Genomic DNA, 21,122 nt, shown 5'->3' on the forward strand with positions numbered 1-21,122 from the left:
TCCGTCATGGGACCTGATTGTTGACGCGCCAAACATATCGCCCTTAACTGAGATCACATATCGCACGCCGCCACGCAATGGTAACCGCCACGGAGGGGCCGCACAGATGATCAAGCTGGATGGAGTGTCGCGACGCACAATCCTCAAGGGTTCCGCCGGGGCCGCCGTCCTGGCGGCGATCGGAGCGCCGGCCATCGTCCGCGCGCAGTCCGACATCATCCGCGTCGGGCACCTGACCCCGCGCACGGGCTTTCTCGGCCCGCTGGGCGAGTACGGCGTCATGGGAGTCACCCTCGCCGCGGAGGAGATCAACGCGGCCGGCGGCGTGCTGGGCCGCAAGGTCGAGCTGGTGGCCGAGGACAGCGTCAATCCATCCACCGCCTCCACCAAGGCGGACCGCATGTTCGGCCGCGACAACGTCATCGCGATCCTCGGCGAGATCAGCTCCGCCTCGGGCCTCGCGATCTCCCAGGTCGCCCTTCGCGAGAAGAAGCCGTTCATCCAGACCGGCTGCAATTCCGACGAGCTTCGCGGCAAGGCCTGCAACCGCTACATGTTCCACATCGAGGCCGCGAACACGATGTACATCAACGCCGTGGGCGACAGCCTCAAGCGCGAGGGCATGGTCCAGGGCAAGAAGTGGTTCGGCCTGACCGCCGACTACGCCTACGGTCACGACCTGCTGGAGGTCAGCCGCCGCTATGCGCAGAAGAACGGCGCCGACCTGTCGCAGAACGAGCTGGTGCCGACGGACGCTACCGATTTCAGCCCGTTCATCCTGAAGATCCGGCGCGCCCGCCCGGACGTCGTCTTCTCAAACCTCGCCGGCAACCAGATCACGAACTTCATCAAGCAATACAAGGAGTACGGCCTCGACTTCCCACTGGCAGGAGGGGGCTTCGACACGGCCGCGGCCTGGGGCGCGGGTGCCGACGCCTTCGCCGGTATCTGGCCGGCCCTCTGGCATCACACCATCGGCACCGAGAGCGCGAAGGCCTTCGTCGCAGCCTTCACGAAGCGCTGGGGAAAGCCGCCGGAGAACCAGGCCTGGGGCGATTATCTCGGCATGAAGATCCTGGCCCAGTCGATGAACGAGACCAGGTCGACCGAAGCCGATGCCATACTCCGCCATCTGGAATCCGGCGCCAAGTTCGATGTCCTCAAAGGGCGGGAGGGCTATTTCCGGAGCTGGGACCACCAGCTCATGAACGAGATGTACACGATCCGGCCGAAGCCTGCCGCCCAGCATGCCGACAAGTGGGACATGCTGCTGCTGAGCGAGCCTGTCCCCGGTCCCGGTGAGGATCTCGAGCGCATCGCGCTGCCCCGGTCCGAGAGCGCCTGCGCCCTTTCCTGAGCAAAGCGGCACCGCCCGGCCCCGCCGGCGCGGTGCTCCCGATTGCGCGTCCGCGGCCGCTGGATGGAGCCGATGGAAGAATTCATCTTCGTCTTCGAGCAGGTGCTCAACGGCGTGGTCGTCAGCGCCTACTACCTGCTCATCGCGCTCGGGCTGTCCCTGATCTTCAGCCTGGGCGGGATCGTCAACCTCGCGCATGGCGCCTTCTATGCCCTGGGCGCGTATTTCGCCGTCGAGATCGCGCAGCGTCTCGGCTTCACCGGCGCGCTCGTTCTCTCGCCGGTGCTGGTCGCGCTGATCGGGATCGCGCTGGAGCGGACGATGTTCCGGCGTTTCTACCGCTCCGATCCCATCCTCGGCCTCCTGCTCACTTTCGGCCTGGCCATGGTGATCGAGCAGGGCATCCGCATCCTCTGGGGGGCGGCGCCCCTGCCCTTCCAAATCCCCGACTTCATCCGGGGCCAGCTTTTCGTCGGCGACCTGATCTTCCCCTACTACAGGCTGGCCATGCTGGCCGTGGCAACGCTCGCCGTGGCGGCCACCTGGCTCCTGCTGAACAGGACCTCCTTCGGCCGCGTGGTGAAGGCCGGTGTCCAGAATCCCGACATGGTCGCCGTTCTCGGCATCTCTCTGGCCCCCGTCATGAGCGCCGTCGTCGCGCTCGGGATCGGGCTCGCCGGCCTCGCGGGGGTGCTGCTCGCCCCGATCACCGGCGTCCATCCCGCCATGGGGACGGAGATCATCACGGCCGCCTTCGTGGTCGTCGTCATCGGCGGGCTCGGCAGCTTCTGGGGCGTCGTCGTGGCGGCCGTGCTGGTCGGCATCGTGCGTGGCCTGGCGGTCCACTATGTGCCCGCCGCCGCCGAGGCCTCGATCTACCTCCTGATGCTCCTCGTCCTGCTGCTCCGACCACGGGGCCTGTTCGGCGAGCGCATCCTGCGTTTCGAGTGAGGGCCCATGACCACCCAGAAGAGCGCCGGATCGGATCCGATCGGGCTGGCCGGGCCAGCGGTCACGGTCAGGCGGAGATCCTCCGTGCCCATGCAGCTCGTGGTCGCGGCGGCCGGGATCGTCTTCCTGCCGTTCCTGTTCCAGGCGATCGGGCTCACCTACGACTCCGCGACGATCTGCCTGATCCTGGTGATCGCGGCGATGGGCCTGAACCTGCTGGTGGGCTACACGGGGCTCGTGTCGTTCGGCCATGGAGCATGGTTCGGCATCGGGGCCTACGCGGCGGCGCTGATCCAGCTCAACTGGCTCCCGGGCGGCGTCCTCGGCCCCGTGCTCGGCGCCGTCGCGGTCGTCGCCGCGCTGGCGGCGGTCGCCGGATTCCTGTTCCTGCGCCGGCGCGGCGTCTACTTCTCGCTGCTGACCCTCGCCTTCACGGCCATGACCTTCGCGACCGCCTTCCGCTGGACGGCCCTGACCGGGGGCGAGAACGGCCTGGGCGGGATCCAGCGGCCGGTGCTGCTCGGCATCGACTTCAACGACCCGCGGGCCTTCTATGCCCTTGTCGGGATCCTAACCTTCGCGGTGGCCGCGGGGCTCTGGCGGCTGCTCGGCTCGCCCCTGGGGCGGACCCTGGTCGCAATCCGCGAGAACGAGCAGCGCGCCTCCTTCGTCGGCTATCCGACCCGCCGCTACAAGCTCGTGGCCTTCGTGATCTCCGCGACGCTCACGGGCTTCGCGGGCGCGCTGTTCGTGCTCCAGAACCGCTTCGCCTCGGCCGAGCCGACCAGCGTCGCCTTCTCGGGCGAGCTGCTGGCCATGGTCGTGATCGGCGGCATGCGCAGCTTCCTGGGGCCGGCGCTCGGCGTCGTCTTCTACATCCTGTTCCGCGAATACCTCTCCATGTGGACGCCGAACTGGCTGCTCTGGTTCGGTCTCCTTTTCGTCGGCTTCATCCTGTTCTCGCCGACGGGGCTCGTCGGCGTCGGCGCGCGCCTGTGGTCGATGCTGCGCCCGCCCCCGGTCGGCGAGGCCGCCATGGCGAACCGCGTCTCGGCCCGCCAGGGCGCGGGTGGGACGGCCGTGCCCGCCTTCCTGCGCGAGGCCGCGGAGGCCGGCGGCCACACCCTGACCTGCGAAGGTCTCCACAAGCGCTTCGGCGGGCTGGCCGCGGTCAGCGACGTGTCCTTCGCGGTCCGGGACCGCACGCTGCACGCGCTGATCGGGCCGAACGGCGCCGGCAAGACGACGGTCTTCAACCTGATCTCCGGCATGTTCGCGCCGAGCGCGGGGACCGTGCGCCTGGGCGGCGCGACGGTGTCGGGCCTGTCGCCGCACCGCATCTGCCAGGCCGGCCTCGCGCGCTCGTTCCAGATCACCAACCTGTTCCCCGACCTCACCGTCGAGGAAAACATCCGCCTGGCCTCCCAGGCGCGGCACGCCCATCGCTTCAACGCTTGGCGGCCCGCCGACGCGATCGAGGAGATCAACGCCGAGGCCAGGGAGGTCATCGCCTTCATGGGGCTCGGCGGGACCGAGCAGGCGCTGGCCGGGAGCCTCTCCTACGGCGGGCAGCGCCTGGTGGACATGGGCATCGCCCTCGCGTCCCGCCCCTCGATCCTGCTCCTGGACGAACCGCTGGCGGGGCTGGCCGCGGCGGAGCGCGAGCGCATCGCGGCCCTGATCCGGCGCATTGCCGACCACATCCCGGTGCTGCTCGTCGAGCACGACATCGACCGGGTGTTCGGCTTCGCCGACCGCGTGACCGTGATGAACCAGGGCCAGGTCCTGGTCGACGGCACGGTCGAGGAGGCGCGCACCGACCGCCGCGTGCAGGAGGTCTACATCGGCTCCGGCACCGCGGCGATCGCGTCCCGTCCGCGCGAGAGCGCGGCGGGAAGCGCCGTGGTCATGGCCGTACGCGACCTGAACGTGCTCTACGGGAAGAGCCACATCATCAACGACGTGTCCTTCGACCTGCACGAAGGCGAGATCGTCGCGCTGCTCGGCCGGAACGGCGCCGGCAAGTCGACGCTGCTCAAGGGCATCATCGGCATCGCGCCGCCGGCCTCGGGCACCATCGATTACGAGGGGCGGAACCTGGCCGGCCTGAGCGCACCCGAGATCGCGCGCCTCGGGGTCGGCTACGTGCCCCAGGGCCGCGGGCTGTTCGCCGGCATGAGCGTGGCCGACAACCTGATGCTGGGACGCCTGCGCCGCCGCACCGGCGCGGGCAGGCACTGGGACACGGAGCGCATCCTCGAGTTCTTCCCGCGGCTGCGCGAGCGCCTGGACACGCCGGCCGACTACCTCTCGGGCGGCGAGCAGCAGATGGTCGCGGTGGCCCGCGCGCTGCACGGCGACGTCCGCGTGCTGCTGCTCGACGAGCCGTTCGAAGGGCTGTCGCCGGCCGTGACCGAGGAGTTGTTCACGGTCTTCGACCGCCTGCGGCGGGAGGTTTCCATCATCATCGTCGACCACAACCTCGACCTGGTCCTGTCCCTGTCCGATCGGACCTATGCGCTGGAGCGCGGGCGCGTGGTCCATCACGGCCCGAGCCGGCCGCTGCTGGAGGACCTGGACTACCGGCGCGAGGTCCTATGGCTCTGACAGGCGGCGGCAATCAGCGGAAGGAAGGATCATGACCACCAGGGTCGGGATCATCGGGAGCGGCCTGATTGGTCGCGCATGGGCCATCGTCTTCGCCCGCGGCGGCTGCGAGGTGCGCCTCGCGGACGCCTCGCCCGCCGAGGCCACCAAGGCGCTCGACATCATCCGCTCCAGCCTCGGCGACCTCGAAGGCGCCGGGCTGCTGAAGGAAGGCGCCGGAGCCATCCTGGCGCGCCTCTCCGTGGCAGAGGACATGGCCGAGGCGGTCGCGGGCGCCGACTACGTGCAGGAGAACCTGCCGGAGCGCCTGGACCTGAAACGCGCCGCCTTCGCGGGGCTCGACCGCCTGGCGCCCGAGGGCGCGGTGATCGCCAGCTCGACCTCGGCGATCCCGGGCTCCGCCTTCACGGAGGGGCTGGCCGGGCGCGGCCGGTGTCTGGTCGCGCATCCCGTGAACCCGCCTCACCTGATCCCGCTGGTGGAGCTGTGCCGGACGCCCTGGACCAGCGACGACGCGGTGGCGCGGACCCGCGCGCTGATGGAGCAGGTCGGCCAGGTGCCGGTCACCGTCGAGCGCGAGATCGAGGGCTTCGTCCTGAACCGGCTGCAGGGCGCGCTGCTCAACGAGGCGCTGCGCCTGGTCGCCCATGGCTACGTCTCGCCCGAGGACCTGGACCGCTGCGTGCGCGACGGGCTGGGCCTGCGCTGGTCCTTCATGGGACCGTTCGAGACCATCGACCTGAACGCGCCCGAAGGCGTCGCCGACTATGCCGCGCGGTACGGCGGCTTCTACGACCGGGTCGAGGCCGAGCCCCTGCCGCCTGCCGGCTGGACCCATCCGGTCGTCGCCCGCATCCATGCCGAGCGCCGAAAGGCTCTGCCGGCCGAAGGGCTGCCGGCGCGCCAAGCCTGGCGCGACCGCCGGCTGATGGCGCTGCTCGCGCACAAGATCGCCGCGTCGAGCGGCTCGTGAAGGGATCAGGAAAGATGTTCGGATCACCCGGAATGGAATACGGCCTCAAGGGGCGGCGCGTGCTGGTCACCGCCGGCGCGGCGGGCATCGGGCGCACGATCGCCGACGGCTTCATCGCGGCGGGCGCGGCCGTCCATGTCTGCGACATCTCGGAGCCCGCGCTCGCGGAGTTCCGCGCCACCCATCCCGATCACGGGGCGACCCGGACGGACGTGTCCGAGCGCGTGCAGGTCGACGCTCTCTTCCGCGAGGTGGAGGAGCGCTGGGGCGGCCTGGACGTGCTCGTCAACAATGCCGGCATCGCCGGGCCCACGGCCGCGGTCGAGGAGATCTCGGACGCGGACTGGCACCGCACGGTCGCGGTGAACCTGGACAGCCACTTCTACTGCCTGACCCGCGCGGTGCCGATGCTGAAGGCATCGCAGGACGCGTCGATCGTGGCGCTGTCCTCGGTGGCAGGCCGGCTCGGCTACGCCTTCCGCCTGCCCTATGCCGCGACGAAATGGGCCATCGTCGGCATGGTCAAGAGCCTGGCCATCGAGCTCGGCAAGGACGGCATCAGGGTCAACGCGGTTCTGCCCGGCGTCGTGCAGGGGCCGCGCATCGAGGCCGTGATCTCGGCCCGGGCCGGCGCGCTGGGCGTGCCCTACGACGAGATGGAGGCCGAGTACCGGGCCAAGGCCTCGCTCGGCCGCATGGTCACGGCCGAGGACATCGCCAACACGATCCTGTTCGTCTGCTCCACCGCCGGCCGCAACGTCAGCGGCCAGGCACTGAGCGTCTGCGGGAACATCGTCGCTCTTTGAGCCCCACAGGAGGAGAGGCCGCCATGGCCAGCGCCACGAAGAAGCCCGCACGCAAGGTCATCGTCACCTGCGCCGTCACGGGCGCCATCCACACCCCGTCCATGTCGCCCCACCTGCCGGTGACGGCCGACGAGATCGCCCAGGCGGCCATCGCCGCGGCCGAGGCGGGCGCGACGATCCTGCACCTTCACGCCCGGGACGAGGAGACCGGCCGCCCGACGCAGGACCCGGCCGCCTTCGAGCGGTTCCTTCCGCGGATCAAGCAGGGCACCAAGGCCGTCATCAACCTGACCACCGGCGGCAGCCCGCACATGACCGTCGAGGAACGCCTGCGTCCTGCCACCCGGTTCAAGCCGGAGGTCGCGTCGCTGAACATGGGGTCGATGAACTTCGGGCTCTTCCCGATGCTCGACCGCTTCAAGGAGTTCAAGCACGACTGGGAGCGCCAGCACCTCGAGAACAGCCGCGACCTCGTTTTCAGGAACACCTACAAGGACATCCAGCACATCGTGGAGAGCTGCTCGGGGAACGGCACCCGCTTCGAGTTCGAGTGCTACGACATCTCGCACCTCTACAACCTCTCCCATTTCCTGGACCGCGGCCTGGTGAAGCCGCCGCTGTTCGTTCAGTCGGTCTTCGGAATCCTTGGCGGGATCGGCCCGCACCCCGAGGACGTGATGCACATGAAGCGCACCGCGGACCGCCTGTTCGGGGACCAGTACGTGTGGTCGGTGCTCGGCGCCGGGCGCAACCAGATGCCGATCGCCTCCATGTCGCTGGCGCTCGGCGGCAATGTCCGCGTCGGCCTGGAGGACAGCCTGTGGAGCGGTCCGGGCCGCCTCGCCGAATCGAACGCGGAGCAGGTCCGCACCGTCCGGGCGCTGGTCGAGGGGCTGGGGCTCGAGGTCGCGACCCCCGAGGAGGCCCGCTCCATGTTGTCCCTCAAGGGCGGCGACGACGTCGCCTTCTGACCGAAGCCGTCCGCGATCGGCACGGGTCGTCAGCGGCCCGCGCCGGCGCGCGGGGGCCGAGAGATACCCGCGCCGCCTTCAGAACGAGCCGAACAGGGCCCCCAGGAGGATCACGGTGGCGAGCGCCAGGACCGGTCCCACCAGGGCGACCATGAAGACGTCGGCATAAGATTGGGCGGGGTGTGGGGCCGGCCCTCCCCGCTACTCAGCGGCGGTGGCGTAGGGCACGTTCCGGCCGCCGTAGCGGCGGACGCGGATATTGGCCTGCTCCGCGTGGCCTGCGAACCCCTCAAGCATGCACAGACGCGAGCAGTACGCGCCGATCATGGACGAGGCCTCGTCGGTCAGGACCCTCTGATAGGTGCAGGTCTTCAGGAACTTGCCCACCCAGAGGCCGCCGGTGTAGCGCGCCGCCTTGTTGGTCGGCAGCGTGTGGTTGGTGCCGATCACCTTGTCGCCGTAGGACACGTTGGTGCGCGGCCCCAGGAACAGCGCGCCGTAGTTGGTCATCCGCTCGAGGAAGTAGTCGGGGTCCCGCGTCATGACCTGGACATGCTCCGAGGCGATGCGGTCCGCCTCGGCCACCATCTCCTCGTAGCTGTCGCAGACGATCACCTCGCCATAGTCCTGCCACGACTTCCGCGCGACCTCGGCCGTCGGCAGGATGCCGAGCAGGCGCTCGACCTCCACCATGGTCTCCCGCGCGAGCTTCTCGGAATTGGTCAGCAGCACCGCGGGCGTGGTCGGGCCATGCTCCGCCTGGCCCAGCAGGTCGGTGGCGCAGATCTCGCCGTCCACCGTGTCGTCAGCGATGATCAGCGTCTCGGTCGGGCCAGCGAGCAGGTCAATGCCCACCCGCCCGAAGAGCTGCCGCTTGGCCTCGGCGACGTAGGCGTTTCCCGGCCCGACAATCATGTCGACGGGCTGGATCGTCTCCGTTCCCAGCGCCATGGCGCCCACGGCCTGGATACCCCCCAGGCAGTAGATCACGTCGGCGCCCGCCAGGTGCTGCGCCGCGACGATCGCGGGGGCCGGCCGGCCCTGGTAGGGCGGCGCGCAGGTGACGACGCGCCCGACGCCGGCGACCCGGGCGGTGATGACAGACATATGGGCGGAGGCGAGGAGCGGGTACTTGCCGCCGGGCACGTAGCAGCCGACGGAGTTGACCGGAATGTTCCTGTGCCCGAGCACGATGCCGGGCAGCGTCTCCACCTCGAGGTCCTTCAGCGCCTCGCGCTGATGCCGGGCGAAGTTCCTGACCTGCTCCTGGGCGAAGCGGATGTCATCGAGATCCCTCGACGACAGCTCGGACAGGCAATCGCGGATCTCCTGGTCGGTCAGCCGGTAGTCGTCGCGGTCCCAACCATCGAATTTAACCGAGAGCTCCCGGACCGCGGCATCGCCCCGCGCCGCGATATCGGCCAGCGTACTTTCGACGATCGCGCGCACTTTGGCATCGGCCTCGGCGATCAGGCCGGGATCACGACCTTGCTTGAGATAGCGGGCCATCGGATCCTCCTTCCACGCGGACTGCGGGATGATGATCCTGGTTCCAACATTCAATCGGCAGACAGATTGCGACCACGGCGGGATGATGATCCCGGCATACAGCGGGAGGCCCGCCCTGCCGGCAGCGGCGGAGCAGTCAGGCCGGGGTCGGACCGGCTGGAAGAAGGGGGGATGGAGCGGGCGACCGGGATCGAACCGGCGACATTCAGCTTGGGAAGCTGACGTTCTACCGCTGAACTACGCCCGCGCTCCTGTGCGGTTATAGGGGAAGCCGCTCCGCCGTTCAAGCCGGAGTGGCGACCGCCTGGCGCGCCCTGTCGATCACGGCCGCATCCGCCCCCAACGCATCCGTTCCCGGCGCCTCCGCCCCCGGCAGCGGCCGGCCCGCCGGCCAGCGACCGAGCAGGCCGCCCGCGCCGGCCAGCCCGCCCGGAACCAGCTCCAGGCCCAGGAAGCGGCTCAGCTCCACCGGGCCCGGCATGGCCATGTCGCGCGTCAGCTCCCGCGTGAAGCCGAACCGGCTGTAATAGGGGGCGTCGCCCACCAGCAGCGTGCTGCGCCAGCCCAACTGCCGGGCGCGATCGAGGCCAGACAGGATCAGGGCGCCGCCGAGGCCGGTTCCCCGCCGGTGCGGCGCCACGGCGATCGGGCCCAGCAGCAGCGTCGGGGTGCGCCCGCCGATCAGGATCGGCCAGAAGCGGATGGTTCCGTCGAGCGCACCGGTGGCATCGTCCGTCGCGATCAGCGACAGCTCGGGAACCGGCGCGACGCCCTCGCGCAGCCGATAGGCCGTCTTCGCGGTGCGGTGCGGGCCGAAGGACAGGTCGAGAAGAGCCTCGATGCCGTGGGCATGCTGCGGCAGTTCGAGCGCGATGTTCATGTCAGAAGGACTTTCCCGGCAAGGAGCATGGAGAAGCGGCGCTTGCGCCGCTGCCGGGTCGAGCCGGGCCCTTCAGCCCCCGCAACCCCAAGCCTCGGCGCGCCGCAGGGCGACCGCACGGACCGCATTGAGCGGACCGTCGATCCCTCGTCGTCGCAGGACGCACGGGCTTGACATGGACAGGGTCCCGAACAGTTTCAGGCGGGGTTCATATAGCATCGATGTCCCCCGGCTTGAAGAGACATGCATGGGGCGGCGAGCCGGCAGCAGCCGGCCAGAGGCAGGCGTGACATCAAACTCCCGTGAACCGTTACATTTTCGCCATGCCGATGTCTGGCTGCCGGTTCAGCCCTGGGCTAGCCTGCACGACGGAGCGGGGTCCGGAAGGAGGAATGCGACCGGAATGGCGCGACGGGGATCGGCCGGACGATGACCGGCCTAATTCAGGAGGCTTTCCGCGCCGCCGTCGCCGCGGGCCGCAGGGCCGCCCGGCAATCGGTCTCCTCCTCAACGGGCCGGCCGAGGGGCCTGTCGTGGATTCCCGCGCTGACGCTGGGGCTGTTCCTCGGCCCGATCCTGGCGGGGCTCGCGGGCACGCTGCTTCCCGCCTTCGGAGTGCTGCCGGTGCTGGGTGCCACCGAGCCCGGCCTCCATCCGTGGCGCGCCCTGGCGGCGGCGCCCGGAGTGGGTGGCGCGGTCGCGGCCAGCCTGGTCAGCGGCATCGGCTCGACCCTCCTGGCGCTGCTGATCGCCATGGCTGCAGTGGGGGCGGCTGGCGGAACCCGCGCCGCCCGCGTGCTGCGCGCCGGCCTCGCGCCACTGCTGGCACTGCCCCACGCGGCCTTCGCCATCGGCTTCGCCTTCCTGGCGGCGCCATCCGGCTGGATCGTGCGGCTGCTCTCGCCCTGGGCGACGGGCTGGACCTACCCTCCGGACATCGCGCTGGTTCAGGATCCCGGGGCGATCGCCCTGACCCTGGCGCTGGCGCTGAAGGAGGCGCCGTTCCTGGTCCTGATGCTGCTCGCCGCACTCGGCCAGGTGCCGGCGGGCCGCACGCTGACGGTGGCACGCTGCATGGGCTATGGCCCCGTTCAGGCCTGGCTGAAGGCCGTCCTTCCGCTGGTCTGGCCACAGATGCGGCTGCCGGTCTACGCGGTGCTCGCCTATTCCCTGTCGGTCGTCGACATGGCCATGGTGCTGGGTCCCACCACGCCGCCGACGCTTGCGGTGCTGGTCCTGCGCTGGTTCGGCGATCCGGACCTGACGCTGCGCCTGCAGGCCGCCGCGGGGGCCTGCCTGCAGCTTCTGCTGGTGGTGGGGGCCATCGCGGGCCTGCGCATGGCCGAGGCCGCCATCGGGCGGCTGGCCCGACCCTGGCTCGTCGGCGGGGCGCGCGGCGGTCCGGGGCGGGCGGCGCAGGCCGCCGGGGCCGCCGCCGCTGGGGCGGTGCTGGCGGCCGCGATCGGCGCGGTGCTGGCTCTGGCGGTCTGGTCCCTGGCCCTGCGCTGGCGCTTTCCCGACATGCTGCCCGCCGCCTGGTCGCTGGACGCCTGGTCCCGCGCGCTGCCGGGCCTCGCCCGCCCGCTTGCGAACACCCTCGCGGCCGGCGCTGCGGCGACGGTGGTGGCGCTGGCGCTGGCGCTGGGCTGCCTCGAGCACGAGCGGCGCGCGGGGGTGCGCCCCGCCGCCGGCGGCCTGTGGCTGCTCTACCTGCCGCTACTGGTGCCGCAGGTCGGTTTCCTGTTCGGCGTGCAGGTTCTGCTGGTCTCGACCGGCCTGGATGGGACCTGGCCCGCCCTGGTGTGGAGCCACCTGCTCTTCGTGCTGCCCTACGTCTTCCTGTCCATGGCCGATCCCTGGCGCAGCCTGGACGAACGCTACGACCGGGCCGCGGCCTGCCTGGGAGCGCGGCCGGCCCGGGTCTTCTGGCGCGTGCGCCTGCCGCTGCTGCGCCGCGTCGTGCTCGGCGCGGCGGCCATCGGATTCTCCGTCTCGGTCGCTCAGTACCTGCCGACGGTCTTCGCCGGGGCCGGAAGGCTGCCGACCCTGACGACCGAGGCCGTAGCCCTCGCCGCGGGGTCGGACCGGCGCGTCCTGGCGGTCACCGCCTTCGCCCAGGCGGTGCTGCCCCTGGCCGGCTTCGCCCTGGCGCTTGCCCTGGGGCGGCGGCGCGCCATGCGCCGGTGGATGGGGCGCGCGGCATGAGCGCCACGTCCGGACTCGTCCTCGAACGCGTCGCCCTGCGGCTGGGAGGCCGGCGCCTGCTGGGCCCGCTGGACCTGACGGTCGAGCCCGGACGCGTCGCCGTCCTGATGGGCCCCAGCGGGTCCGGAAAGTCGAGCCTGTTGGCCTTCCTCTGCGGCACGCTCGATCCCGCCTTCGTGGTCGAGGGAAGCGCCTGGCTCGGCGGCCGGGCGCTGGCGCCGCTCCCGCCCGAGCGCCGGCGCATCGGGATCCTGTTCCAGGACGACCTCCTGTTCCCGCACCTTTCCGTCGGGGAGAACCTGGCCTTCGGCCTGCCGTCCGGCCTGCGCGGGGCGGAGCGCCGGGCCCGGATCGAGGCGGCGCTGGCCGATGCCGGCCTTCAGGGCTTCGCCGGCAGGGATCCCGCGACGCTGTCGGGCGGGCAGCGGGCGCGGGCGGCGCTGCTGCGCACGCTGCTTTCGGAGCCGGCGGCCTTGCTGCTGGACGAGCCCTTCTCCAAACTGGATGCCGATCTGCGGGCGCGGTTCCGCGCCTTCGTCTTCGACCATGCGCGGCGGCAGCGACTGCCGACGCTGCTGGTCACACACGATCCCGCTGACGCGGTCGAGGCCGACGGCCCGTGCCTGACGCTGGACGCCGCCGGAGACTGAGCCCGGCATGCCGCCTTCGCGCCCCGAACCATCCCCGACCGTGGAGCCGGTCCCGGCCCCGGCTCCGGCAGCGACGATCCACCCCATGACCGCGGCCGATGCGGATGCCGTGGCGGACCTTCTCGGCCAGCTCGGCTATCCCTTAGCGGTCGCGGAGGTGCGCGAACGCTTCCTGCACCTCGCGCAGGGGGACGACCAGCTCCTGCTGGTGGCGAAGGCCGGCGGGCGCGTCACGGGCTTCCTGCACGCCTTCGCGATGGCGAGCCTGCACGCGCCGCCTCGCGCCTATGTCCAGAGCCTCACCGTCGACGAGGCCGCGCGCGGGAGCGGCGTTGGGGCTGCACTGATGGAAGCGGCCGAGACCTGGGCGCGTGCCCGCGGCCTCGCGGCCTGTACCCTGCACTCCCAGCTCCATCGCGAGGGCGCGCACCGCTTCTACGCCCGTCTCGGCTATGTCGAAAAGAAACGCTCGGCCTACTTCGTGAAAGCACTATAGTAGCTGGTCTTGTGAGCACTGAGCCGTCCTGCCGCGGCCGGCCTGTTCGAGGAGAAATGGGAAAACCCAAGCTCAGGACCCAGTACGCCGCGGTCCCCTACCGCCTCGAGGGCAACCGCGTCCAGGTGATGCTGGTGACCTCCCGCGAGACGCGGCGCTGGGTCATTCCCAAGGGCTGGCCGGAGTCCGGGCTGGAGCCGCACGAACTCGCCGCCAGGGAAGCGTACGAAGAGGCCGGGCTGGTCGGGCGCCCCTCGCCGACGCCCTTCGGATATTTCGAATACGACAAGCGGCTGGACTCCGGGCGCGAGGTGCCGTGCCGCGTCGAGGCCTACCTCCTGGAGGTCGAGCGCGAGCTCGACGACTGGCCCGAGCGCGGCCAGCGCGAGCGCCGGTGGATGTCGCCGGGACAGGCCGCGATGCTGGTCGAGGAGGGCGGCCTCGTCTCCATGCTGCTGCGCCTGGCCCAGCCCATGGAGCGCTGATTTCGGGTGCGTGCCCCGCCTGCTGCCCTCCTGCCGGACGCCATGCCTGGACAAGGGGCAGACGGGTTCCTAACTTGTCGGAACATCGGTGCGACCGCGGCTCCGGCATGTACAGCAAGACCACACGCTCCATCACCGTGACGGTTCGTCCGGCCTATCTCGACGGGCAGTCCTCGCCGGCCGAGGCTCATTACGTCTGGGCCTATCACGTGCGCATCGAGAATGTCGGCCGCGAGACGGTCCAGCTGAAGACGCGCTACTGGCGCATCACCGACTGCCACGGCCGGGTCCAGGAAGTCCGCGGGCCGGGCGTGGTCGGCGAGCAGCCGGTCCTGCATCCCGGCGAGGCCTTCGAATATACCAGCGGCACCCCCCTGTCCGCGCCCTCGGGAATCATGGTCGGCGCCTACCAGATGGAGACGGCCGCCGGCGAGAGCTTCGAGGTCGAGATCCCGGCTTTCTCGCTCGACAGCCCGCACCAGGAGGTTCGGCTCAACTGACCCCGGAGCGGACGATCCGTGTGACCGAGCTTGACCCGCGGGCCCGCGGGCGCAATATCCATTAAGCTCGCCCGAAAGAGTAAGACCCTTCCTGAAAGGATGAAGCTGTGACCGCGCCCAATTCCCCGGCCAGCGCCGAAATCGTCGCGGAGCCCGCCCAGCAGAGGCGCGGCGGCGCGCCGGCTCAGCGGCCCACGCGGGCCGAAGCCGAGCAGGCGGTGCGGACCCTGCTGCTGTGGGCCGGTGACGATCCGGACCGGGAAGGGCTGCGCGGAACCCCCGACCGCGTCGTGCGCTCCTACGAGGAGTTCTTCGCGGGCTACAAGGTCGATCCCGTTGCCATCCTGCAGCGCACCTTCGAGGAGGTCGAGGGTTACGACGAGATGGTCGTGCTGCGCGACATCCGGTTCGAATCCTATTGCGAGCACCACATGGTGCCGATCATCGGCAAGGCTCATGTCGCCTACCTGCCGCGCCATCGGGTCGTCGGCATCAGCAAGCTCGCCCGGATCGTCGAGGCCTATGCCAAGCGCCTGCAGATCCAGGAGAAGATGACGGCCCAGATCGCCAACACCATCGACGAGGTGCTGCAGCCCCAGGGCGTCGCCGTCGTGGTCGAGGGCGAGCACCAGTGCATGACGACCCGCGGCGTCCACAAGCATGGCGTCGCCATGGTCACCAGCCGCATGCTCGGGGTGTTCCGCAACAATCCGGATACGCGGCGCGAGTTCCTCTCCATCATCGGGAAACCCAGCGCCGCGATCGGCTGAAGCCGGGTGCCGTCCCGGGCACGCTCCACAGGAATGCTCAGAACTTGGGCGTGCCCGGCCGGCGCGGCTCCTCGAGGCCTTGGCCGCCCGTCCCCTCCGCCGGGTGGATCGAAGGCGAATGGACCGGCCCTTCGGGCCTGTCGCGCTCCTCGACGTCGTCGTGCTCCTCCGCCAGGGGATCCTGGCCTGGTCCCCTGTGGGGGACGGGTTCCGCCTTGTCCTTGACCATTACGCCATCCCGGCTGCTGCGATCCCGGTGACCTCCCGGGGAATGCGGGGTCAACAGCGCCGCGCGGCGCCGCGTTGCGTTGCGTTGCGTTGGGCCCTTCGGTGCTGCCACGGGACGGCCGCCGGACGAAGCTGTTGTCCCTTCGAGAGGCAGCAGGAGGCGCCGCAGCATGGCCATCGCCAACGTCCGGGATCCCGCGAGCATCGCGGCGGTCTATCCGCCCGAGGCCTTCGACCGCGACGCGCGGGCCAACGCGGCGCCCGAGGCCACGTCCCATCGCGGGCTGCGGATCCTATCCCCGCCGGACGGCGCCGGCGACTTCGAGGTCGAGCCGGCCCGTCACGACGTCGGCGAGATCGCCGACGATCCCTTCATGGCCTTCGTTTGCCCGTTCCTGCAGGAAACCGGCGCCGAGCTCCTGAAGAACGACACGGCCTATGGCGGCCCGCTGGACGCCGGGGCGCCGCGCCTCGACCCCGCCGAGCGCTACCGCGCCTTCCTGGAGGAGGTGGTGGAGGCCGCGCGAACCCTGCGCCCGCGCGACCGCATCAACCTGGACGACCCGCGGCTGCGCGGGTTCCGCGGCGGCTGAGGCCCCTAACGCCGGATCAGCGGGGCCAGGTTGCCGAGCGCCCCTGTCTCCAGCCGGTAGTTCAGGTCGCGCATCATCTCCGAGACGACGTCGTTCAGCGCACGGTCGCGGACATAGGGCGAGGCGTTCTCCGGGATCGTGAGCGAGCGCTCGACGGTGGCGATGGTCGAGCCCTGGAAGCGCCGGCCTCCGGTCTCGCCCACCAGCTCGACCTCCATCCGGCCGTCGAAGCGGGTGGACTGCTCGTTCCGGAACGAGCCCTGGATCCCCTGGGTCACGCGCAGCGGCACGGCGACAATCCGCGCGTCATGGATCACGACCCGCAGCGTGCCGTCGCGGCCCACCGATTGGATCCTGTCGGCGACCCACCGGCGCACCGCCTGCTCCGGCGGGGTCGGGGCCAGGTGCTCGACATTCTCGCCGCCCAGCGGGGCCACGTAGCGGTTCTCCACCGTCACCTGCCCGACATCGAAGGCGATGGGCCCGTACTGCGCGAAGCTCAGGGGCGCGATGGGTGGCGCGGGCGTCGGCGTCTGGCAGGCCGCCAGCGCAAGGGAGGAGACGACGGCGGCAGTGGCGACGGCGGCCGCGCGAAACCGCGGCAGCCGGCGCGGTCCGGAATGCCGGTGGAGCCGGCGCAGGGACTGGGGAAGGATTCTCATGCAGGGTCTCCGCTGGAACTCGAACTCAGCCGAGGAACGGCACCATGACGGCATAGCGCGCGGTCTTTCCGATCGCCACCAGGACGAGGAACAGCACGAAGGGTGTGCGCAGCGCGCCGGCTGCGACGGTCAGCGCGTCGCCGAAGAACGGCGCCCAGGAGAGCAGCAGCGTCCAGGCCCCGAAGCGCCGGAACCAGTCCTCGGCACGCCGGTAGGCGCGCTCCGACACGCCCATCCCCGGCAGCCGGCGCAGCCGCTCGACGCCGCGGCCGAGACCCCAGTTCACCACCGCGCCGAGGGTGTTGCCCAGGCTCGCGACCGCGACGAGCAGCCAGGGATCGATTCGCCCGTCGGCCAGCAGCCCCGCCAGCACCAGCTCGCTCTGGGCCGGAAGGACCGTGGCCGCCAGGAACGAGACGCCGAACAGTCCCGTGAGCGCCGTCCAGGCCAAGACGCGGCCGCCGGGCTCAGTGCCGCGCGTAGATTGCCGCGAGATCGGCGTCGTCGAAGTCGTAGGTGCTGTTGCAGAACTCGCAGGTGGCGCTGACCTTGCCCTCGACCTTCAGCGTCTCGACCTCCTCGCGGGGCAGCGACGCCAGCACTGTCGCGACGCGCTCGCGCGAGCAGCGGCAGGCCTGGCGCAGGGCGGTAGGAGGCCAGACGCGGACGCCGTCCTCGTGGAACAGCCGGTACAGCAGGTCGTTGGCCCCGAGGCCTGGATCGGTCAGCTCGCCGCCCTCGGCGGTGCTCATCAGCACCATGGCCCGGCGCCAGTCGTCCTCGACGTCGCTTCCAGGCTGCACCGTCCCGCCCTCGCCCGGCAGGCGCTGCAGCATCAGCGCGCCGCCGCGCCAGCCCTCGCCCCGCTTCTCGACCGCGACGCGGATCCCGGTCTCGAGCTGCTCGGACTGGCGGAAATAGTGCTGCACGCTGTCGGTCAGCGTGGCGCCGCTCAGCTCCACGATGCCCTGGTAGCGCTCGGTATGCTCGCCCTGGTCGACGGTGAAGGCCAGGTAGCCCTTGCCCAGCAGGTCGGGGACCGGCGCGGCGGTCGCCTCGGGCAGCCGCTCGGCGTCGAACTGCGCATAGCCGCGCAGGTCGCCCGTGCTGGTCACATCGGCGACCATCAGCCGGATCGGGCCGTCGCCCTTGGTCTGCAGGGTGAAGACTCCCTGGTACTTCAGCATCCCCGCGAGGGTCGCAGCCAGGGTGATGGTCTCGCCCAGGAGCTGGGCGACCGGTCCGGGATAGGCGTGCTTGGTCAGGATCTCGTCCAGCGCGCCCCCGAGACGGACCATGCGGCCGCGGAGGTGCGAGGCGTCGATCTGGAAGGGTTGGACGATGTCGTCCTCGAGGGGACGTTCGGACGTGGCTTCGGACAATACTCTAGCTCTCCAGGCACCAGCACAGGATGCCCTTCTGGGCGTGCAGGCGGTTCTCCGCCTCGTCCCAGACCACCGACTGGGGACCGTCGATGACCGAATCGGTCACCTCCTCGCCGCGGTGGGCGGGCAGACAGTGCATGAATATGGCGTCCGGAGCCGCCCTTTTCATGAGGGATTCGTCCACCCTGTAGGGGGCCAGCCGGTTGTGCCGGTTGGCGGCATCGCGCTGGTGCATGGAAACCCAGGTGTCCGTCACCACGCAGTCCGCGCCGCGCACGGCCTCCTGCGGATCCTCGGTCAGGGTCACGCGCCCGCCCTCGCGCGCGGCCCAGGCCATCAGCTCGGCCGAGGGCGTGAGCCCCGCCGGACAGGCGAGCCGCATCTCGAACCGGAGACGCACCGCCGCGTGGATCCAGCTCGCGGCGACGTTGTTGCCGTCGCCGGTCCAGGCTACGACCCGCCCCTCGATCGGGCCGCGGTGCTCCTCGAAGGTCATCAGGTCTGCCATGATCTGGCAGGGATGCGACAGGTCGGTCAGCCCGTTGATCACCGGCACCGTGGCGTATCGGGCGAGCTCCTCGAGCTTCCGCGCGTCGTCGGTCCGCAGCATGATCGCATCGACATAGCGCGACAGCACGCGGGCCGTGTCCGCCACCGTCTCGCTGCGGCCGAGCTGCGTGTCGGACGAGGCCATCATCACCACGTCGCCGCCGAGCTGGCGCATGCCGACCTCGAACGAGACGCGGGTGCGCGTGGAGGGCTTCTCGAACAGCAGCGCCAGGGTCTTGCCCGCCAGCGGCCGGTGCGCGGGATCGCGGCCCGCGCGCTTCAGCGCGGCGCCGCGGTCCAGGATCCCGCGCAGGGTCGCCGCGTCGAATCGGTCGAGGTCGAGGAAATGCCGGGACGCCGCGCTCACGACGCCCTCGTCTCGGACAGCACGCGGTCGAGGATGGCGCAGCCCTCCTCGATCTCGGCATCCCCGATGATCAGCGGCGGCAGGAGCCGGATTACGTTGTCCCCGGCCCCCACCGTGACGAGCCCCGCGTCGCGCAGCGCCGCGATCACGTCGGTGTTGGCGATGCCGTCACGGATGCGCAGGCCCAGCAGCAGGCCCATGCCGCGCACCTCGGTCAGGACGGAGCGATGCTTGGCCGCCAGCGCCTCGAGCCGGGCGCGCAGGCGTCGTGCGACGGCGTCCACGCGATCGAGGAAGCCCGGCTCCAGGATCACGTCGAGCACGGCATCGGCCACGGCCATGGCAAGCGGGTTCCCGCCGAAGGTGGTCCCGTGGGTGCCCGCGGTCATGCCCACCGCGGCCTTCTCGGTCGCAAGGCACGCCCCCACGGGGAAGCCGCCGCCGATGCCCTTGGCGATGCACATCACGTCCGGCGTGATGCCTGCCCATTCATGGGCGAACAGCTTGCCGGTGCGGCCCATGCCGGTCTGGATCTCGTCGAGGAACAGCAGCAGGCCGAACTCGTCGCAGACCTGGCGCAGGGCGCGCATGAAGTCGGCGTCGCCCGAGCGGACGCCGCCCTCGCCCTGGACGGGCTCCACGCAGATGGCGGCCGTCTCGTCGGTGATGGCGGCGCGCAGCTCGTTCAGGTTGCCGAAGGCGACCTGGTCGAAGCCCTCGACCAGCGGGTAGAAGCCCTTCACGAGCTTCTCCTGCTTGGCGGCCGAAATCGCCGTCATAGTCCGCCCGTGGAAGGCCTGGTTGAAGGTGATGATGCGCCAGCGCTGCGGATTGCCGGTCTCGTCATGGTACTTGCGGACCAGCTTGGCCCCGCACTCCCACGCCTCCACGCCGGAATTGGTGAAGAAGACCGTGTCCGCGAAGGTATTCTCCACGAGCCTGCGCGCCACCTTCTCCTGGCCGGGGACGCGGAAGACGTTGGAGACGTGCCAGATTCGTCGTGCCTGCGCGGTCAGCGCCTCGACCAGCCGCGGGTGGCAGTGGCCCAGGCCGTTCACGGCGATGCCGCTCATGAAGTCAAGGTAGCGCTTGCCCTTGTCATCGAAGAGATAAGGGCCCTCGCCCCGCTCGAACGCAACGTCCGCGCGGGCGTAGGTAGGCATCACGACAGGAATCACGCAAATCCCCCAACGGGCAGGACCGGCGGACGCACGGGTTCGCCGGACGGAAAGCGGCAATTAAGAAGATCCGCCCCGGCGCTTGTCAACAGCGCGGGGCCGAGTACCTGCCGCGGGGCGGCGCATCGGCCGCGCTGCGGTCGCGGCCACGGTGCTGGCGTCTGGCGCCGCCGCTCAGGGCTTGAGCTTGTAGCCCGTGGACAGCATGCGCAGCAGCAGCGCCCAGAGCGCGAGGTTGGTCCCGGCGAGCAGCGCCAGGCCCACGCCGAGCGTGCCGTCGCTGACGCCGATGAAGCCGTAGCGGAACCCGTCGATCATGTAGAAGAAGGGATTCGCGTGCGCGACCCACCAGAAGGCGGTGGGCAGCCGCTCGACGGAATAGAAGGTGCCCGAGAGGAAGGTCAGGGGCGTGATCAGGAAATTGGTGAAGGCCGCGATGTGGTCGAACTTCTCGGCCCAGACGCCGCCGATCAGGCCCAGCAGCGACAGCAGCATGGACGCCATCACCGCGTGGTAGACGATATAGAAGGGTGCGGCGATCTCCAGCGGCACGAACAGGCTGATGGCGATGGCCGTGACGATGCCCACCGCCAGGCCGCGGCAGACGCCGCCCATCACGTAGCCGAGCGCCAGCTCGGCCGGGGCCAGCGGCGGCATCAGCACGTCGACGATGTTGCCCTGGACCTTCGCGATGATCACCGAGGAGGAGGTGTTGGCGAAGGCGTTCTGGGCCATGGCCATCATGATCAGGCCCGGCGCCAGGAACTGCAGGAAGGGGGTCTCGCCGACCATGCGCAGGTTCCCGCCCAGCGCCAGTGCGAAGACGGCATAGAACAGCAGCGTCGTCACCACAGGCGCGGCGACGGTCTGCTGATACACCTTCAGGAAGCGCTGCACCTCGCGGCGGAACAGCGTCCAGAGGCCGATCCAGTTGACGGCGCCGATTTCGCGGGGCTGGGGAGGCAGGGGCTTGTGCATGGCGGCGGACCCTAGCGTCTGG

General features: G+C 70.5%; 22 protein-coding genes and 1 tRNA gene. 13 read left to right on the forward strand and 10 right to left on the reverse strand.

Annotated features, from left to right (window positions below; genetic code table 11):
* The first annotated feature begins 106 nt into the window (after positions 1–106).
* From JUB13_RS15255 to JUB13_RS15280, 6 genes are all read left to right on the forward strand, one after another.
* Positions 107–1,357 (forward strand): substrate-binding domain-containing protein, encoded by a 1,251-nt coding sequence (locus JUB13_RS15255; protein WP_207480363.1) that lies wholly within the window; start codon positions 107–109, stop codon positions 1,355–1,357.
* Between the two features lie 72 nt (positions 1,358–1,429).
* Positions 1,430–2,308, forward strand: a complete 879-nt coding sequence (locus JUB13_RS15260; protein ID WP_207480365.1) for a branched-chain amino acid ABC transporter permease — start codon at positions 1,430–1,432, stop codon at positions 2,306–2,308.
* Between the two features lie 6 nt (positions 2,309–2,314).
* A complete protein-coding gene (locus JUB13_RS15265; protein WP_207480368.1) occupies positions 2,315–4,915 on the forward strand; it encodes a branched-chain amino acid ABC transporter ATP-binding protein/permease in 2,601 nt (866 codons plus the stop codon).
* Between the two features lie 31 nt (positions 4,916–4,946).
* Positions 4,947–5,888, forward strand: a complete 942-nt coding sequence (locus JUB13_RS15270; RefSeq protein ID WP_207480370.1) for a 3-hydroxyacyl-CoA dehydrogenase — start codon at positions 4,947–4,949, stop codon at positions 5,886–5,888.
* 14 nt (positions 5,889–5,902) lie between these two features.
* The gene (locus tag JUB13_RS15275; RefSeq protein ID WP_236024955.1) at positions 5,903–6,694 is read left to right on the forward strand and encodes an SDR family oxidoreductase; all 792 of its coding nucleotides are present in this window, start codon (positions 5,903–5,905) and stop codon (positions 6,692–6,694) included.
* A 23-nt stretch (positions 6,695–6,717) separates the two neighbouring features.
* Complete coding sequence (locus tag JUB13_RS15280) at positions 6,718–7,665, forward strand: BKACE family enzyme (protein ID WP_207480372.1); 948 nt, start codon at positions 6,718–6,720, stop codon at positions 7,663–7,665.
* 201 nt (positions 7,666–7,866) lie between these two features.
* Here JUB13_RS15280 and hisD read toward each other — a convergent pair whose 3' ends face one another.
* From hisD to JUB13_RS15295, 3 genes are all read right to left on the reverse strand, one after another.
* On the reverse strand, positions 7,867–9,174 hold the full coding sequence (gene hisD / locus JUB13_RS15285) for a histidinol dehydrogenase (RefSeq protein ID WP_207480374.1): 1,308 nt from the start codon (positions 9,172–9,174) through the stop codon (positions 7,867–7,869).
* Positions 9,175–9,346: 172 nt separating this feature from the next.
* Positions 9,347–9,421 (reverse strand) — tRNA-Gly (locus JUB13_RS15290).
* A gap of 36 nt (positions 9,422–9,457) precedes the next feature.
* Complete coding sequence (locus JUB13_RS15295; protein ID WP_207480376.1) at positions 9,458–10,054, reverse strand: GNAT family N-acetyltransferase; 597 nt, start codon at positions 10,052–10,054, stop codon at positions 9,458–9,460.
* Positions 10,055–10,483: 429 nt separating this feature from the next.
* Between JUB13_RS15295 and JUB13_RS15300 the strand changes: the two genes are divergently transcribed.
* From JUB13_RS15300 to folE, 6 genes are all read left to right on the forward strand, one after another.
* Entirely contained in the window at positions 10,484–12,259 is a 1,776-nt protein-coding gene (locus tag JUB13_RS15300) for an ABC transporter permease (RefSeq protein WP_207480378.1), read from the forward strand.
* A complete protein-coding gene (locus JUB13_RS15305) occupies positions 12,256–12,909 on the forward strand; it encodes an ATP-binding cassette domain-containing protein (protein ID WP_207480380.1) in 654 nt (217 codons plus the stop codon). Before JUB13_RS15300 ends, JUB13_RS15305 begins: the two co-directional genes overlap by 4 nt.
* 85 nt (positions 12,910–12,994) lie before the next feature.
* Entirely contained in the window at positions 12,995–13,405 is a 411-nt protein-coding gene (locus tag JUB13_RS15310; RefSeq protein WP_207480382.1) for a GNAT family N-acetyltransferase, read from the forward strand.
* Between the two features lie 56 nt (positions 13,406–13,461).
* Positions 13,462–13,890, forward strand: coding sequence for an NUDIX hydrolase (locus JUB13_RS15315; RefSeq protein ID WP_207480383.1), 429 nt, complete (start codon positions 13,462–13,464; stop codon positions 13,888–13,890).
* A gap of 107 nt (positions 13,891–13,997) precedes the next feature.
* Positions 13,998–14,390, forward strand: coding sequence for a Co2+/Mg2+ efflux protein ApaG (apaG, locus tag JUB13_RS15320; RefSeq protein WP_207480385.1), 393 nt, complete (start codon positions 13,998–14,000; stop codon positions 14,388–14,390).
* A gap of 140 nt (positions 14,391–14,530) precedes the next feature.
* Positions 14,531–15,160: a GTP cyclohydrolase I FolE gene (gene folE / locus JUB13_RS15325; RefSeq protein ID WP_207480546.1), complete on the forward strand. Its 630-nt coding sequence runs from the start codon at positions 14,531–14,533 to the stop codon at positions 15,158–15,160.
* Between the two features lie 37 nt (positions 15,161–15,197).
* Here folE and JUB13_RS15330 read toward each other — a convergent pair whose 3' ends face one another.
* Positions 15,198–15,389, reverse strand: coding sequence for a hypothetical protein (locus tag JUB13_RS15330; RefSeq protein ID WP_207480387.1), 192 nt, complete (start codon positions 15,387–15,389; stop codon positions 15,198–15,200).
* A 169-nt stretch (positions 15,390–15,558) separates the two neighbouring features.
* Between JUB13_RS15330 and JUB13_RS15335 the strand changes: the two genes are divergently transcribed.
* Positions 15,559–15,981 (forward strand): hypothetical protein, encoded by a 423-nt coding sequence (locus JUB13_RS15335; RefSeq protein ID WP_207480389.1) that lies wholly within the window; start codon positions 15,559–15,561, stop codon positions 15,979–15,981.
* A 5-nt stretch (positions 15,982–15,986) separates the two neighbouring features.
* Here the strand turns inward: JUB13_RS15335 and JUB13_RS15340 are convergent, their stop codons facing one another.
* The 6 genes from JUB13_RS15340 to JUB13_RS15365 all read right to left on the reverse strand — a co-directional run bounded on the left by JUB13_RS15340 (position 15,987) and on the right by JUB13_RS15365 (position 21,100).
* Complete coding sequence (locus JUB13_RS15340; protein ID WP_207480391.1) at positions 15,987–16,643, reverse strand: hypothetical protein; 657 nt, start codon at positions 16,641–16,643, stop codon at positions 15,987–15,989.
* A 25-nt stretch (positions 16,644–16,668) separates the two neighbouring features.
* A complete protein-coding gene (locus JUB13_RS15345; RefSeq protein ID WP_207480393.1) occupies positions 16,669–17,094 on the reverse strand; it encodes a YqaA family protein in 426 nt (141 codons plus the stop codon).
* A 16-nt stretch (positions 17,095–17,110) separates the two neighbouring features.
* Complete coding sequence (hslO, locus tag JUB13_RS15350) at positions 17,111–18,025, reverse strand: Hsp33 family molecular chaperone HslO (protein ID WP_207480395.1); 915 nt, start codon at positions 18,023–18,025, stop codon at positions 17,111–17,113.
* Positions 18,026–18,029: 4 nt separating this feature from the next.
* Positions 18,030–18,944, reverse strand: a complete 915-nt coding sequence (gene argF, locus JUB13_RS15355) for an ornithine carbamoyltransferase (RefSeq protein WP_207480397.1) — start codon at positions 18,942–18,944, stop codon at positions 18,030–18,032.
* Positions 18,941–20,107, reverse strand: a complete 1,167-nt coding sequence (locus JUB13_RS15360; protein ID WP_207480399.1) for an aspartate aminotransferase family protein — start codon at positions 20,105–20,107, stop codon at positions 18,941–18,943. Before JUB13_RS15360 ends, argF begins: the two co-directional genes overlap by 4 nt.
* 189 nt (positions 20,108–20,296) lie before the next feature.
* The gene (locus JUB13_RS15365) at positions 20,297–21,100 is read right to left on the reverse strand and encodes an ABC transporter permease (protein WP_207480401.1); all 804 of its coding nucleotides are present in this window, start codon (positions 21,098–21,100) and stop codon (positions 20,297–20,299) included.
* Between the last annotated feature and the right edge of the window lie 22 nt (positions 21,101–21,122).

The organism is Arenibaculum pallidiluteum (assembly GCF_017355985.1).
GTDB lineage: Bacteria > Pseudomonadota > Alphaproteobacteria > Azospirillales > Azospirillaceae > Arenibaculum > Arenibaculum pallidiluteum.